The 14,292-nt window shown below is 55.8% G+C and carries 14 protein-coding genes; 3 read left to right on the forward strand and 11 right to left on the reverse strand.

What is annotated here, in order from left to right:
- The first annotated feature begins 4 nt into the window (after nucleotides 1-4).
- Complete coding sequence (locus CFT68_RS12855) at nucleotides 5-2,026, forward strand: OmpA family protein (RefSeq protein ID WP_245815388.1); 2,022 nt, start codon at nucleotides 5-7, stop codon at nucleotides 2,024-2,026.
- Nucleotides 2,027-2,280: 254 nt separating this feature from the next.
- On the opposite strand, the gene CFT68_RS12860 is transcribed toward CFT68_RS12855, so the two are convergent.
- From CFT68_RS12860 to CFT68_RS12895, 9 genes are all read right to left on the reverse strand, one after another.
- Nucleotides 2,281-2,781, reverse strand: coding sequence for a DUF6702 family protein (locus CFT68_RS12860; protein WP_088843962.1), 501 nt, complete (start codon nucleotides 2,779-2,781; stop codon nucleotides 2,281-2,283).
- Between the two features lie 122 nt (nucleotides 2,782-2,903).
- Nucleotides 2,904-4,250: an RIP metalloprotease RseP gene (rseP, locus tag CFT68_RS12865; protein ID WP_088843963.1), complete on the reverse strand. Its 1,347-nt coding sequence runs from the start codon at nucleotides 4,248-4,250 to the stop codon at nucleotides 2,904-2,906.
- A 138-nt stretch (nucleotides 4,251-4,388) separates the two neighbouring features.
- Nucleotides 4,389-5,561, reverse strand: coding sequence for a 1-deoxy-D-xylulose-5-phosphate reductoisomerase (locus tag CFT68_RS12870; RefSeq protein ID WP_088843964.1), 1,173 nt, complete (start codon nucleotides 5,559-5,561; stop codon nucleotides 4,389-4,391).
- 64 nt (nucleotides 5,562-5,625) lie between these two features.
- A complete protein-coding gene (locus tag CFT68_RS12875; RefSeq protein WP_141106544.1) occupies nucleotides 5,626-6,300 on the reverse strand; it encodes a hypothetical protein in 675 nt (224 codons plus the stop codon).
- A 3-nt stretch (nucleotides 6,301-6,303) separates the two neighbouring features.
- The gene (locus CFT68_RS12880; RefSeq protein WP_088843966.1) at nucleotides 6,304-6,768 is read right to left on the reverse strand and encodes a 3-oxoacyl-ACP synthase; all 465 of its coding nucleotides are present in this window, start codon (nucleotides 6,766-6,768) and stop codon (nucleotides 6,304-6,306) included.
- Nucleotides 6,747-7,163: a hypothetical protein gene (locus tag CFT68_RS21820; protein WP_170934789.1), complete on the reverse strand. Its 417-nt coding sequence runs from the start codon at nucleotides 7,161-7,163 to the stop codon at nucleotides 6,747-6,749. Before CFT68_RS21820 ends, CFT68_RS12880 begins: the two co-directional genes overlap by 22 nt.
- A 23-nt stretch (nucleotides 7,164-7,186) precedes the next feature.
- Nucleotides 7,187-8,032 carry an endonuclease/exonuclease/phosphatase family protein gene (locus tag CFT68_RS12885; RefSeq protein ID WP_088843967.1) on the reverse strand — a complete coding sequence of 282 codons (846 nt, stop codon included), beginning with the start codon at nucleotides 8,030-8,032 and terminating at the stop codon, nucleotides 7,187-7,189.
- Between the two features lie 76 nt (nucleotides 8,033-8,108).
- A complete protein-coding gene (locus CFT68_RS12890) occupies nucleotides 8,109-8,699 on the reverse strand; it encodes a hypothetical protein (RefSeq protein WP_088843968.1) in 591 nt (196 codons plus the stop codon).
- A 51-nt stretch (nucleotides 8,700-8,750) separates the two neighbouring features.
- A complete protein-coding gene (locus tag CFT68_RS12895; protein WP_088843969.1) occupies nucleotides 8,751-10,241 on the reverse strand; it encodes a GH3 auxin-responsive promoter family protein in 1,491 nt (496 codons plus the stop codon).
- 185 nt (nucleotides 10,242-10,426) lie between these two features.
- Here CFT68_RS12895 and CFT68_RS12900 point away from each other — a divergent pair, with 185 nt between their 5' ends.
- Together CFT68_RS12900 and CFT68_RS12905 are read left to right on the forward strand one after the other, a co-directional pair.
- Complete coding sequence (locus tag CFT68_RS12900; protein ID WP_088843970.1) at nucleotides 10,427-10,855, forward strand: OsmC family peroxiredoxin; 429 nt, start codon at nucleotides 10,427-10,429, stop codon at nucleotides 10,853-10,855.
- Between the two features lie 153 nt (nucleotides 10,856-11,008).
- Nucleotides 11,009-11,497 carry a hypothetical protein gene (locus CFT68_RS12905; protein ID WP_088843971.1) on the forward strand — a complete coding sequence of 163 codons (489 nt, stop codon included), beginning with the start codon at nucleotides 11,009-11,011 and terminating at the stop codon, nucleotides 11,495-11,497.
- A 200-nt stretch (nucleotides 11,498-11,697) separates the two neighbouring features.
- Here CFT68_RS12905 and dnaA read toward each other — a convergent pair whose 3' ends face one another.
- Entirely contained in the window at nucleotides 11,698-13,191 is a 1,494-nt protein-coding gene (dnaA, locus tag CFT68_RS12910; protein ID WP_088843972.1) for a chromosomal replication initiator protein DnaA, read from the reverse strand.
- Nucleotides 13,192-13,334: 143 nt separating this feature from the next.
- On the reverse strand, nucleotides 13,335-14,261 hold the full coding sequence (locus tag CFT68_RS12915; RefSeq protein ID WP_088843973.1) for a bifunctional metallophosphatase/5'-nucleotidase: 927 nt from the start codon (nucleotides 14,259-14,261) through the stop codon (nucleotides 13,335-13,337).
- Nucleotides 14,262-14,292: the final 31 nt, after the last annotated feature.

Genomic DNA, 14,292 nt, shown 5'->3' on the forward strand with positions numbered 1-14,292 from the left:
TGTTATGCTCCGCTTTTCCCGTCTGCTTCTCCCCTGCCTGGTATTTTTTCTAACGCTAGGTCTATCCGGAACTAGCCACGGACAGCAAAAAGGTGGCCTACCGAACACGCAACGCAAGCTTTCGGGCAAGATGACGCAGCGCTTGCGTCTGCGCAACGACGGCACGCCCGATTTCCCGAACGTCAATCGCATTCCCTATTTTCAGGACAAAAAGGCACTCCGCGAAATCCAGAAGGCGGAAAAGCGCAAGAACTGGACCGCAGCCCGCAACCTGCTGGACGCGTACGTAGGCCAGTTCGGCATCGAGAATTTCTACAAAGACACCAATATGCTCTGGCGCCTGGGCCAGCTCTGGGAGAAAGCCGACAACGAAAGCCGCGCCAAAATCTTCTATAGCCTGGCCCTTAAGCACCGCCGCCAAGACCTCAAGAAGGTACAACTCTACTATGATTCGCTGGAGCAGAAAGATGCCGATCTGTACGTTCCGCTCAAGACCTATTACGATATTGTAGAATACCGCAAAAATATTGTGGCTTTCCGACCGCCCAAAGGTGTGTACACCACTATGGGCGACATGATCAACTCCAGCTCAGAAGATTACGGCCCAACGCTTAGCGCTGATGCCGATGACCTGATTTTTACCTCGAAACGCAAGCGGCGGGGCATCAACAATGTAGTAGACGAGGACCTGTACAAAGCGCACTTTGAAAACGGCGTTTGGAGCGAGGCGGAGCCCCTGCCCAAGCCCATCAACTCGCCTTACAACGAAGGCTCGGCCTGCGTGAGCAAGGATGGCAAAACGCTGTATTTCGCCCGTTGCGAGTGTCCCACCTGCCACGGCAACTGTGACCTGTACGTTTCCACGTTCAAGGAAGGCCAATGGAGCGTACCGAAAAGCCTGGGCACCAGCGTAAACTCTACCGCTTGGGATTCGCAGCCAACCCTTTCGCCGGGCGAAGACACGCTGTATTTTGCCTCAGACCGGCTCGGTGGTTTTGGCCTCTCCGATATCTGGTACACCGTGAAGCAAAAGAACGGGCAGTGGAGCCATGCCCAGAACATGGGGCCTACCGTGAATACGCGCGAGAGCGAGGTGAGCCCTTTTTATCACCCTCTCTACCATGTGCTGTACTTCTCCTCACGGGGGCAGCTGCTGAACTTCGGCGACTTCGATATCTATAAAACGTATCGGGTGAAGGGGCGCTGGCAGGAACCCATCAACATCGGGCCACTGGTGAACGGGAAAGGCTCGGAGTATTACTTCACCATCGATTCTGACTCCAAGAAGCTCTACTATGCGCGCTCAGAGGAGAAGGACATGAAGAACCTCGACCTGTTCTCCTTTCCGCTCCCCATGGAAGCGCAGCCCCTGGCCACCACGCACGTAGAAGGCACCCTGATTGACTCGGTAAGTAGCAAGCCGCTCAATGGCATCGTCAGCATTATCGATACCGACAACGGGATTGAAGTAGCCAGCAAGTATTTGCGCGATGATGGCTCCTTTGATTTCGACCTGATTGAAGGCTCCCACTACGTGATGCTCATTCAAAGCCCCGACTTTTTCAGCGTGGAGAAAAGCTTTGCGCTGAAGAACGACACGGTGATGAAGCTCATGACCAACTCCATCGACTACAAGCTGCCGTTGGTGTTCAAGAATATTGAGTTCGATCAGGACAAAGCCACTATTCGGGCGAGTATGCACCCCATTCTGGACCGGATTGCGGTGTTTATGGTCGACCATCCCACGTTCCGCCTCAGCATCTCGGGCCACACCGACTCCAAGGGCGACGCCGATTTCAACATGACGCTCTCCCAGGATCGGGCGGAGTCTATTCGCCGGTACATCGAACAAAAGGGCAAGCTCAAGCCCAACCGCATCGAAAGCATGGGCTACGGCAGCACCCAGCCGCTCCGGCCAGAAGCCACCCCCGAAGATGCCCGCACAAACCGCCGGGTAGAGTTCCGCCTGATTAAGCCCGAAGGCGAGGACGAAAAGAAGGATACCGGCGCCGGCAGCGGCTGGTAGGCCACCCAAACTATGGCAGCTATTACCTCAGCCACCCAGCGCTTCTACCGCTATGTGGCCGCCGAAGTCTGCTGCTTACTCCTTTCCTATATTCCGTGGGTATTTGTGCTCACGTTGCCCATGTACCTTATCCTGGCAGCTCAGCTTTACTTTTTTAGAGAAGCCGTTTTGGGTGAAAGCCGCGGGCAGCTGCGGTCCGTTTTTCCTGTGGCTTACTGCGTTGCTTCTGTGGAAGCATTTTACGCATCTCTAAGCTACCACTTGAGCTGTTGCTGCTCCTGACCGTCGCGGAAGAGCAGGCTTTGCTTCTGGCCGTTGGCTTCCAGGTTCACGATGTTCATCTGATCGGGGAACACATCCAGGAAGAGCTTATGGGTAAGTGAAAGGCTCTGGACTGGTCTAGCGAGCTTCACCGTGAAATATACCCAATGAGAATCGTGCTCATGCTGAATACCCATAAGGGTAATCGGTAGCGCCTCGCCGGGCTTGGTGCCAACCTGCACGGAACGGCGTAGCAATTGCAGCACCAGCGTATTCACCTGCGCCTTCGGTGATTTATCCAGACTGATGGCCGAGGACTGGCCTACGGACAGCGCCTTCTCAAAATCATCACTGAAGAGCTTGAGCGCCACTTCTACCTGGAGCTTCTGCGGATTGTAGCGCAGCTCCATGATGCTGGCGTGGTAGGCATGGGCCCAAGCCGCCAGACTCAGCAACAAGGCCACGGGGAGCAGCAGAAAAAGACGACGTGTCATAGGAAAAGCGAGGTATGAAAGCGCGTATAATGCAGAAGACCTTTCGGCCTTGGCACGGGCCGCTCAGGTAGAACGACTATCGTGCCAACGCAAAAAGGTCTTGCTGTTGCTGTGGGGGTGGCCTAGAAGTGGAATAATGTCTTGAACAGACCGTTGCCCAGCACAAATACCATCAGCATCAGAATGAGGGCCATGCCTACTTTCTGGGCACCTTCCAGGAATTTGTCGGAGGGCTTACGGCCGGCAATCATTTCGTAGAGCAGGAAGATGACGTGGCCACCATCGAGGGCCGGAATGGGCAGCAGGTTCATGAAGGCCAGCACCATGGACAGCATGCCCGTAAGTGTCCAGAAACGCAGCCAGTCCCACTTACCGCCGTACTGCTGGGCAATTTCAATGGGGCCGCCCAACGACTTGCGCAGGGAAGCTTCCCCCTTGAAAATCTTGCCGAAGGCTTTCATTTGGGTGGTTACCACGCCAAAGGCTTGCTTCGTGCCAGCCGGAATAGACTCGACCAGCCCGTATTGGCGGGTGGCGTAGTGCAACAAGGACTTCGGCTTGAAGCCAATCTTGCCGTCATCATCTACAGTTACGTTCAGGGTAACGGGCTGGCTGGCGCGCTCCACCTGCAGCGGCACGGTTTTGCCCGCATTATCTTTTAGCGCTTTCTGCAGCTCGGGGAAGAACTGGATTTGCTGAGCACCGACCTTCAGCACCCGGTCGTTGGGCTGTAGGCCTGCTTTGGCCGCCGGGCTGCTGCTTACTACCTCATCTACTACAAATGGGTCGAGGGGCAATACAAAGGCCGATTGACCTTCATCGGAGAGGCGGTCCATGAAGTCGTTGGGCACTGGCACATCCACGAGTTGGCCATTGCGGTCAACGGTGTAGTAGCCATTGTTGCCCAGCACTACTTCGGGGCTGTACACATCATTGAACTCCGTGAACGGGCGGCCATTGATCTTCACGATTTTGTCGCCGGTCTGGAACCCGATTTCCTTGCCCAGCTCATTCGGTACCACGCCATACTTCACTTCCGAAGCAGGCAGGTAGCTTTCACCGTACTTGAAAGTAAGCAGCGAGAAAATCACGATGCCGGTGATGACGTTCATGATGATGCCGCCCAGCATCACAATGAGGCGCTGCCAGGCTGGCTTGGCCCGGAACTCGTTGGGCTGCGGCTCGGCGGCCAGCGCGTCAGCATCCTGGGTTTCGTCAATCATGCCGTGGATGGCCACATAGCCACCCAGCGGAAACCAGCCCAGGCCGTACTCCGTTTCGCCGATTTTCTTTTTGATGAGGGCGAAGTTCATCACGCCCGGCAGCGGAAACAGGAAGTCGAAGAAGATGTAAAACTTATCGACCCGGATCTTGAAGTATTTAGCGGCTGCAAAGTGTCCGAACTCGTGCAGGCCAACCAGTATGGAAAGGCCCAGCAGCATTTGCCCGGCCATGATTAATCCTTCCAAAGAGAGTAGAGTAATGAGGTGATGAGTAAGAGCGGCTGGCCTTCGAGCAACTCAGCTGGCCAGCGGTAAAGAGGCAGTACACAAACAACGCACCGAACGGCGCCGACGTGCCCGAAGCCCAGCATTTCGGCCACGGTGTCAGGCCTGGCCTACGAGCTCCCGCGCAATGCGGCGGGTTTCGTAGTCGGTCTGCACGTAGTCGTCGAGGGTTGGAGTGGCAAGGTACGAAACCCGCGCGAGGCTGGATTCTACTACATCCGACATCTGCAGAAAGCCAATTTCATCGCGCAGGAACGCGGCCACGGCAATTTCATTGGCAGCGTTCAGGATGCAAGGCGCGTTGCCGGCCCGGCTCATGGCCTCAAATGCCAAGCCCAGGTTGCGGAATGCGCTGGTATCAGCCTGCTCAAACGTCAGTTTTGGGTAATCGAGGAAGGAGAAGCGCGGGAACGTATTGGGCAGCCGCTGCGGGTAGCCTAGGGCATACTGAATCGGCAGCTTCATATCGGGCAGGCCAAGCTGCGCTTTCAGGGAGCCATCCTCGAACTGCACCAGGGAATGCACGATGCTTTGCGGGTGCACTATCACCTCAATCTGGTCGTTGCGCAGGTCAAACAGCCACTTGGCCTCAATCACCTCCAGGCCCTTGTTCATCAGGGAGGCCGAGTCGATAGTGATTTTGGCGCCCATGTCCCAGTTGGGGTGCTTCAGGGCCTGGGCCTTCGTCACTTGGGCCAGCTGCTCGCGGCTGCACCCCCGGAACGGGCCGCCGGAAGCCGTGAGAATAATTTTCTCAATCGGGTTCTGCTCCTCTCCTACCAGACATTGGAAGATAGCGGAGTGTTCCGAATCGACGGGATACAGGCCTACGCCGTGCTGCTTCACCAGATCGGTGATGAGTTGACCGGCTACTACCAGCGTTTCCTTGTTGGCCAGCGCAATGGTTTTGCCGGCCCGGATGGCGCGCACCGTGGGCAGCAAACCAGCGTAACCAACCATAGCTGTCAGCACTACATCGGCATCGTCGCGACCAGCCACATCGGCTAAGGCGGCGGCTCCGGCCAGCACTTCGGTTTCGGGCTGCGAAGCCAGCGCCGCTTTCACCGTTTCGTACTTGGCTTCGTCACCGATAACTACGGCCGCCGGCCGAAACTCGCGGGCCTGCTGAATCAGCAACTCGGCATTGGAGTGGGCCGAAAGCGCCGTGACGGTGAAGCGGCCGGGCTGGCTACGGATTACGTCGAGGGCCTGGGTACCGATGGAGCCGGTGGAGCCGAGGAGGGTGACGCGCTTGGGAAAGGAATCAGGCATTGGGAAGATTGGGCGAGCGGGAACAACAAAGTTACACGAAGCCTCGCCAGTTGTTGCCGCCACTTTATTTCTGGACTTGTGCCTCTACAGCACGGCGCTGAAATTTGCGCTGTTGTATCTGTTTAAATTGCTCGTGGCTAACCTGGTAGCGCGACACAACAGAATCTACGGCATACTCTATTGCATCCTGAGTCTCACGTACTGGTTGCTTCTGCACCTCTACGAAGCAAAAAAGGGTTGGCGCATCAAACCAGCCATACGCTTCATCGCCAACGTCGCCATCCGAAGCATCAGCAGCGACGATCTGCTTGCTGATAAGCTTGTTCTGCCTGTCATATACCAATCGCAATAAGTCAGACTTATACTCCCCATCATACGACAGAAGGGTAATGACTTTGCGCAGGGCCGTATTCTCTTGAATGGAATAGAAGTGGTAAGGTTTATAGATACTGTGTGCCATAGACTGCTGCAGGTATTTGCGCTCTTCGGCCGCCGTGAGCTGCACCAGCTTATCGGTTTGCCCTATCCTGAACGTATCCAGCCTGGCCGCTTTGAACTGCGCTGGGTTCAGAAAGCCATCTGCCGCTTTCGCCGCCAGTGTATCCGCCATGCCAGCGGTGGACGGGCCAGTAGCAACGGCCGAGGCTTCAGGTGGCCTAGAAGTGGTAACAGCGGTATTTTCTTCCTGCGCGGCGCACCCAACACATAACCACAGAACCAACCAGTATAGCTTCTGCATGTCCTACTGAATAGCCGAAATTTTCACGGGCTTGCCATTGAACTGCGCCTGCTCTCCAGCGCGCTTACCCGCCAGTGCCGCCGCAACCGGCGCGGCCGGCGAAACGGCGAAGTAGTCTAGGCCACTTACCGTGAGCTTGCCGGCGCTGATGCTGATGTAGAAGTGGCCTAGGCCAGTCTGGACCAGGGCGCCGGGCCGCACGGTGTCACAGGGAAGCTCGGGGTTGATGCGGGCCAGCTCCCCTTGCAGCTGCTGGGCCTGGCGAAGCTGCACAGTGTTTCGGTCGCGCTCGTTCTGGGCCATGGCGCGGCCGGTTTCGTACTTGTCGCCGGCGCTGCTCTTGGTTTCGGAGTTGGCCGATTCCTGCGCGGCCTGAATGGCGGCCTGGCAAGCATCTATGCGCTCCTGCACATAGGCCAAGCAGGCGGCGTGAAGTTGGGATTTGATCAGCTGGTTTGCGCCTGCCATAGTAGTTCAGAATCGTTTTCGACTTGCCAAGTTAGCAAGAGGTGGCCTAGGCGGTTGAAGGAAGCTACTTCAGCTGGTATGGAGAATTCAAGTCGGCACCGATGAGGCTCATCTTCTTTGTTGTCGTAAGCCACACTTAAAGCCGCATGACCCTGAACATCATAACAATACACTTTTAAGACAAACTGTATTGGCCAATCGCATTCGAACGCAGCATAAGAATTTATTCCCGCCTCAGGGAAGGCAATAAGCTGTTCACCAAACTCCCGTAACGTGTCCAAATCACCAAAGAAGTGCCCATGGGCCTCGATTTTTCCCTTTGAAGCAGTCAGGTCAAACGTACAATCTCCGTCGTGATCAACGCTGGCGCTAATTCTTATTGTCCCTTCGTTCATCTTTCGCTTTTCAACGAGCCGCTTTACTTTAACACCACATTCACCAGCACAGGAAAGTGGTCAGAGGGATAAAGCCCGCGCATGGAATCGGTTAGCACGGCATAATCCAGCACCTCGAATTGCTTGCTTACAAATACATAATCGATGCGGTCCTGCAGCGGAGCGTCTAACTTAAAGCCTTGAAACGTACCCACCGGGCCGTAAGGTGGCTGCTTGGCAACCTGGAAAGCGTCGCGCAGCAGTGTTTGCATGGTCTTTATCTGATCCGTGTCGGGCGTGGAGTTGAAGTCTCCGACGCAGATAATGGGCGCGTTTTTGGCAATCTCCTGGATCTTCTGCACCATCAGGTGGCCCGATTGGCGGCGGGCTTCCACGCCCTCATGGTCGAAGTGTACGCTGAAGAAGTAAAATTCTTGGTTCGTCTTCAGATCCTGAAACCTTGCCCAGCTACAGATTCGGTTGCAGCAAGTGGCATCCCAGCCTTTGGAGGGCTCGTTGGGAGTTTGGCTGAGCCAGAAGTCGCCGGATTGGAGCAGTTTCAGCCGGCTTTTCTTGTAGAAGATGGCCGAGTGCTCGCCGCTTTCCTTCCCATCGTCGCGGCCGTGGCCTACGAAGGCGTATTCGGGTAGCTCGGCTACATCGTTGAGCTGTCCCCGAAAGCCTTCCTGCGTCCCGAACACATCGAAGTTGTGGTAGCGCACCAGATTTTTCACTAGCTCCTTGCGGTTGGGCCAGGCATTCACGCCGTCGCTGGCCACGTTGAGGCGCAGGTTGTAAGTGGCCACACGCAGTGCTACGGGAGTTTTTTGGGCCAGTGTGGAGTGGCCTAAGAGCAATCCGCTCAGGAGTAAGAAAAGAATCTGACGCATAGGATAAGGCGGTTTGCAGGCTGTTTGACGTCCTAGGCCACCTTGGATAAGATGGAGTGAAATAGGAGTTTACTCATTACTTTGGAAAAACGGTAATCCAGGAGATTCTGGCGGTGCTGACGACGATGGGAGAAGAGAAGTCTTTCGAGTAACTGCCCACGTCTTTCTGCTTCGCGAATGCGTAGCTGATGGCGCTTCTGCTTCCTTTTGCAGATGCCACCTGCAGGTTCTGGTCGTAGTCATCCATTAGATCTTGCCCGATGGTAATGCCAGGAAGTGCCGCACGCAGTGCACCGGACGTACTCCCAACCCCAATATTTTTTGTGGTTCGATAGGCTGTGTGCAGTGCAATCAATCCGCTGATTTTTCCGGGCTTCTCCTCATCTTCAAAATAGACAAAGAGCGGCTGCTTTCCTTGCGCTACCTGAATGCCGCTTGGTGTATCGCCTTCCCCGTACCATCCGTAGCGGGTCACAAATACAGGCTGGAAGGTGCACCCCTGGTACACCTTGCGCAATTCAGTGGTTTGCATTCCTATTTTGGCCTTGCCTACCGAGGTTTCAGTAATGATTTCAGTAATGATAGGAACATCCGAAAATACAGCGGCAGGAAGCTGGTCACTGTGCGCTGATTGCAGCCAGCTCATCAGAAACGCAAACAGATACATAGGCCTACAATGATTACGGTATGATGTCTGGGTGAAATGTGGGCCGATATCTTATCCCAACAACCCCTCCGCCACCGCGCGGTCATTACTCAGCCTAGGCACTTTATTCTGGCCGCCTAGTTTGCCCAGGCTTTTCATATACCGCTGAAACGCTCCGGCCGGCAAAGGCGTGAGCTGCAGCGGCGCCAGAATATGGCCCGTCAGCAAGTCGTCGTAGTACACATTGCGGCGGCGTAGGCCAGTATCGAGGGCAGCGGCGAAGGCGGCGGCATCGTGGGGTGGCCTAGCGAATTCGATAAGCCACTCGTGGCGTGATGGTATAGTGGGGTCGTCGCTGACGCGGGGAGCTACGGTGAATTCTACCACTTCCACCTCCGGGTGCTGCTGCATGGCGTCGCGGAGGGTTTGCTCTACTTCTTCGCCGATGACGTGCTCACCGAAAGCTGAAAGGAAATGTTTGATGCGGCCCGACACCACCACCCGGAACGGGTATTTCTGGGTGAAGCGCACGGTGTCGCCGAGGCTGTAGCCCCAGAGTCCGGCGTTGGAATTTAGCACCAGCGCGTACTGCTTATCCAACTCCACATCGGCCAGCGTGAGGCGGGGCGGGTTCTTCTCGAAAAACCGCTCAGCCGGGATAAACTCGAAGAAAATACCTGCATCCAGCAGCAGCAGCATGCCAGGGTTGCCGGGCTCATCCTGAAAAGCCAAAAAGCCTTCCGAAGCCGGAAACAGCTCGATGCTATCTACTGGCCTACCAATGGTTTCGAATAGCTTTTTACGGTAGGGCTCGAAGTTGACACCGCCATACACGAACAGGTCAAACCCCGGGAACACCTCTCCTACTGGCCTACCAGTGCGTGCCACTATGCGGTCAAAATACATCTGTACCCACGGCGGAATCCCGGAAATCAGGCTCATGGGTTGAGGCAAGGTTTCCTCTACAATACGGTCGAGCTTGGTTTCCCAGTCCTCGATGATGTTGGTCTGGTAGGTAGGCAGCTGGTTGCGGCGCAGGTAACCCGGTACGTGGTGGTTCACGATGCCCGAGAGCCGGCCCGTATGAATGCCGCCCACCGTTTCCAGCTCCGGCGAGCCTGATAAAAACATGAGCTTACCATCCAGAAACCGGCTTTTGCCGGTCTTGTGCACATAGTGCAACAGCGCATCACGGGCGCCATTGATGTGGTTTGGGATGCTGTGCTTAGTGAGGGGAATGTATTTGGCGCCGCTGGTGGTGCCACTGGTTTTGGCCAGGTAGAGCGGTTTACCGGGCCAGAGCACGTCCGGCTCGCCGGCTTTCACACGGTTGAAGTAGGGGCTCAGCGCCTCGTAATCGCGCACGGGCACCTGCCAGGTCAGGTCCTGCACGGTGCGCACTCCCTCCAGGTGATGGTCGCGGCCGAAGGCAGTGCGGGCGCCCTTGGCCAGCAACGCCTGCAATACCCGGTGCTGAGTCCCGATGGGGTCCTTCTGCCACTGGGCGTACTGGCGGGCAATATAGGAGGCCAAGGGCTGGCTCAGAGTAGATTTCAGGCCCATAATAGGAGTAAAGTGGTGAAGTGGCGAAGTTGTGAAGGTTTCCGGATACCGCTTCACCTGGTGTCAGCCAAAGGTACACTTCGTTAAAATCTGGTTGGCCCACGTATAGACTCCCGAAGCTCATCTTTTTACCTGCTGCTCCCGTAACAACTTCACCAATTCACTCTTCACAACTTCACTTCATCATGATAAATCAGCGCGGAAATGCCGTATGGAACGGCGACATCAAAGGCAGCGGCGAAATAACGACCCAGAGCGGCACAGTAAAAGCGCCGTACTCAGTAGGCGCCCGCTTCGCCGGTGAGAAAGGCACCAACCCCGAGGAGCTGATCGGCGCGGCCCACGCGGGTTGCTACACGATGTTCCTGACGGGCCAGCTCACGAAAGCCGGCGCTCAAGTGAAGCAAATCCGTACGGAGTCGAAGGTGACGCTGGATACCTCCGGCGAAGTGCCGAAGGTGGTGAAGATTGTGCTAACCACGGAAGGCGAAGTGGAGGGCATCTCGCAGGAAGAATTCCAGAAGCAGGCCGAAAATGCCAAAGAGCACTGCCCCATCTCGCAACTGCTGAGCGCCGTGCCCGAAATGGAGCTGGCCTCGGCAACCCTCAAATAAAGCAAGCAGCCGCAAAATGCGGTAATTGAGCTAATCAGAGCCTGTTGCTTTCCCGGAAGCAGCAGGCTCTTTTGGTAAACGCAGGTGGCCTAAGAACGTGGTTCAGGAACTATTCGCTTATTTTGCAGCCCCCAGCGACTTTACTTCGCCCTTATGCCTCCAGCTTCTACTCGTATTCGTCTTCAGCCCGCCAATACTTCTCGCATTCCCTTTTGGGGCCAGCTCTTCATTGGCTGCGTCTGGATTGCTTATACGCTCTCTCTAATTGTTACCGACAGCGGCCTGAACGATCTGCACTTCCTGCACTATGTGTTTCTGGTGTTCAGCCTGATTTATGTGGGCTACGTGCTGGTGCACAACGCACCCGTTTTCGGCACGCAGAGCTATCTGGAGTTCACGCCCGCCTACATTGTACACAAAGACGGTCTATTTCGTCCTAAGCAGGCTTTCCCAGCCGAGGATATTACTGGCCTAGAGTTGGTGCCCCAGCAATTGCGGGTGCAACTGAAAGAAGGCGGCACCTATGCCCTGAGCCTGCGCCAGGTGAAAGGCACGAAGCGGAAACGCGCCCTGCGCGAACAAATCCGCGGCTTTGCCAGTAAGCACAACATTCCGCTGCGCGACACCCAGACGCCAGCGTAGTGGCCTAGGCAACTTTATCATCACCAAAAAAGCCCGCTCCTATTCTGGAGCGGGCTTTTTTGGTGAAGTCTTGTAGGAATTAGAACGTCATGCTGAGCTTGCCGAAGCATCTCTACCGCTTGGTAGGCCAGTATGTCAGCGGTAGAGATGCTTCGGCAAGCTCAGCATGACGTTCCGGGGCTTCAGAGAATGCCTCTAGATTACTTGCCAGCAAACTTTTTCCGCAGGTCCTGAATAGTGCTGCGGAAGCTTTTGTCCGAGTCAATCAGGTCCGAAACCGTCTGGACGGAGTGGATGACGGTGCTATGGTCGCGGCCGCCGAAGTGGTGACCGATACTTTTGAGGGAATGGCTGGTGTGCTCTTTGGCGAAGTACATGGCCACCTGCCGCGCCGTTACCACTTCTTTCTTGCGGGTTTTGGCCTTCAGCAAGTCTAGGGGCACGCCGAAGTATTCGGCGCAGGTTTTCTGGATGAAGTCTAGATTTACCTCGGCCTCTACTTCCTCAATAATGTGACGCAGGGCCTGCTTTGCCATTTCCAGGTCAATCTCGCGGCGGTTGAGGCTCGACTGGGCTACCAGAGAAATCAGCACGCCTTCCAGCTCCCGCACGTTGGTGTTCACGGAGTGCGCCAGGTATTCCACCACCTGCGGCGGGATGTCGATGCCATCCTGCTGCATTTTGTTCTGAATGATGGCCATGCGCGTCTCGAAGTCGGGGCTTTGCAGGTCGGCTGTGAGGCCCCATTTAAAGCGCGACAATAAGCGGTCTTCTAGGCCTACCAGGTCACGGGGTGGCCTATCGGAGGTCATCACGATTTGCTTGCCGGCTTGGTGCAGGTGGTTGAAGATGTGGAAGAACATCTCCTGCGTCTTGTCCTTGCCCGACAGAAACTGCACGTCGTCCAGAATCAGGATATCCACCAGCAGGTAGAAGTTCGCGAAGTCCTGCACCGCATTGGAGCGCAGACTCTCGATGAACTGGTTCGTGAACTTCTCCGCCGACACATACAGCACGAATTTATCGACGTTGGTGGCTTTGATGTGGTTGCCGATGGCTTGCACCAAATGTGTTTTGCCCAGGCCTACGCCCCCATAAATCATGAGGGGGTTAAAAGACGTAGTGCCCGGCTTATTCGCTACCGCCAAGCCAGCGGAGCGCGACAGGCGGTTGCAGTCGCCCTCAATGTAGTTCTCGAAGGTGTAGCTGTGGTTAAGCTGGGAGTGCAAGTAATTCCGATCAATGGCCTTGCTAGCCTCGAAGGGGTTGCGCAGCGTAGCCTGCTGCTGGGGTGCCGCAGCCGCAGCCGCCACATTCCGTGCCGACGACGACATAGGACCGGAAGCCAGGGCCGCCGCCGGAGTAGCTTCGGGCGCTGGCCCAGAAGCTTTGTGCGAAGTAGGCAGGTTGAGGGTGCGCGGCTTTGTCTGGGCGTTGCCGTTATCCACCACAATGGAGTACTCCAGCCGGCCTTCGGGGCCTACCTCCTGGTAGATGGCTTTCCGGAGCACATCCACATAATGCTCCTCCAGCCACTCATAAAAGAATTGGCTGGGCACCTGAATGATTAAAACATTATTGTGGAGCTGTACCGGGACGATGGGTTGGAACCACGTCTTGAAGCTCTGCTCACCAATATTTGCCTTGATGACGCGAAGACAGTTGACCCATACGGTTCGGCAATCCTTCAGCATCAATCAAATAGGGCAGCAGCAACAGGTGCAGGGTGAGGGGAATGGAGAAACCACCGCAGGCCGAAAAAAGGCCCGTTTTTTTAAGAGGGAGACAAAAATGTGGAAAAGTCAGGAGACAAAAAAACGCTCCGAACTCTTGCTTTTTACGCTTCGCGCACAGGCATGACCGAAGCAGCAGCAACAGCCGGCCGGCGCGAGCCCCGCTCAAAAGAATAATCTAAACGGCCGAGGTTAATACCCGACCAGCCCACTTGGTTAATCAGGGTCTGGTGGCCGTTCGGGCCGGCTACACTGTCGGGCTTTTCCAGGAACGTATGGGTGTGGCCACCCAAGATCAGATCGATGCCGGGGGCGCCAGCGGCAAGCTTAAAGTCGTCGATTTTTGCGCTCTGATATTTATAGCCGAGGTGCGAGAGGCAAATAACCAGGTCGCACTTTTCGGGGCCGCGCAGCTTCTTCACCATATCGTTGGCTACGGCAATGGGGTCGAGGTACTTGGTGGCGCCAAAGTTCTTGTCGGCTACCAGCCCGGCCATCTCAATCCCGATTCCAAACACGCCCACCCGAATACCCTGCTTATCGAACACCTTGTACGGCTGGAACTTACCGGCCAGAATGGTATCGGAGAAATCGTAGTTGGCAATCAGGAACGGGAACGTGGCGTTGGGCAGCTGCTTCTGCAGGCCTTCCAGGCCATTGTCGAAGTCGTGGTTGCCGAGGGTGCTGGCGTCGTACTTCATCTGCGACATGAGCTTGTATTCGAGCTCCCCCATGAAGAAGTTGAAGTAGGGCGTGCCCTGCCAGATGTCGCCGGAATCTAGCAGCAGCACGTTGGACTCCTCTTTGCGCACCTGCTCAATCAGCGAAGCGCGGCGGGCCATTCCGCCCATGCCAGCATACTGAGCGGCATTATCGGGGAAGGGCTCGATGCGGGAGTGCATATCATTCGTATGCAGAATAGTGAGGCGGGTTGCCTTGTTATCGGCAGCGGCGGCGGGCAGGCTCACGCCCAACAGGGCTACGCTGGCGGCTCCTAGGCCAGTATGTTTCAGAAATTCGCGACGATCCACGGGATTGATTTCTTGAGGTACTGAGTTTGCT

This window comes from Hymenobacter gelipurpurascens, from assembly GCF_900187375.1.
Lineage (GTDB): Bacteria > Bacteroidota > Bacteroidia > Cytophagales > Hymenobacteraceae > Hymenobacter > Hymenobacter gelipurpurascens.

What these genes read in the sequence shown, in the direction of transcription:
- CFT68_RS12885 (WP_088843967.1), bottom strand. Translation starts at nt 8,032, where the DNA reads ATGCGTCAGATTCTTTTCTTACTCCTGAGCGGATTGCTCTTAGGCCAC.
- CFT68_RS12855 (WP_245815388.1), top strand. Translation starts at nt 5, where the DNA reads ATGCTCCGCTTTTCCCGTCTGCTTCTCCCCTGCCTGGTATTTTTTCTA.
- dnaA (WP_088843972.1), bottom strand. Translation starts at nt 13,191, where the DNA reads ATGCTGAAGGATTGCCGAACCGTATGGGTCAACTGTCTTCGCGTCATC.
- CFT68_RS12880 (WP_088843966.1), bottom strand. Translation starts at nt 6,768, where the DNA reads ATGGCAGGCGCAAACCAGCTGATCAAATCCCAACTTCACGCCGCCTGC.
- CFT68_RS12875 (WP_141106544.1), bottom strand. Translation starts at nt 6,300, where the DNA reads ATGCAGAAGCTATACTGGTTGGTTCTGTGGTTATGTGTTGGGTGCGCC.
- CFT68_RS12870 (WP_088843964.1), bottom strand. Translation starts at nt 5,561, where the DNA reads ATGCCTGATTCCTTTCCCAAGCGCGTCACCCTCCTCGGCTCCACCGGC.
- CFT68_RS12905 (WP_088843971.1), top strand. Translation starts at nt 11,009, where the DNA reads ATGCCTCCAGCTTCTACTCGTATTCGTCTTCAGCCCGCCAATACTTCT.
- CFT68_RS21820 (WP_170934789.1), bottom strand. Translation starts at nt 7,163, where the DNA reads ATGAACGAAGGGACAATAAGAATTAGCGCCAGCGTTGATCACGACGGA.
- CFT68_RS12900 (WP_088843970.1), top strand. Translation starts at nt 10,427, where the DNA reads ATGATAAATCAGCGCGGAAATGCCGTATGGAACGGCGACATCAAAGGC.
- CFT68_RS12860 (WP_088843962.1), bottom strand. Translation starts at nt 2,781, where the DNA reads ATGACACGTCGTCTTTTTCTGCTGCTCCCCGTGGCCTTGTTGCTGAGT.
- CFT68_RS12895 (WP_088843969.1), bottom strand. Translation starts at nt 10,241, where the DNA reads ATGGGCCTGAAATCTACTCTGAGCCAGCCCTTGGCCTCCTATATTGCC.
- CFT68_RS12890 (WP_088843968.1), bottom strand. Translation starts at nt 8,699, where the DNA reads ATGTATCTGTTTGCGTTTCTGATGAGCTGGCTGCAATCAGCGCACAGT.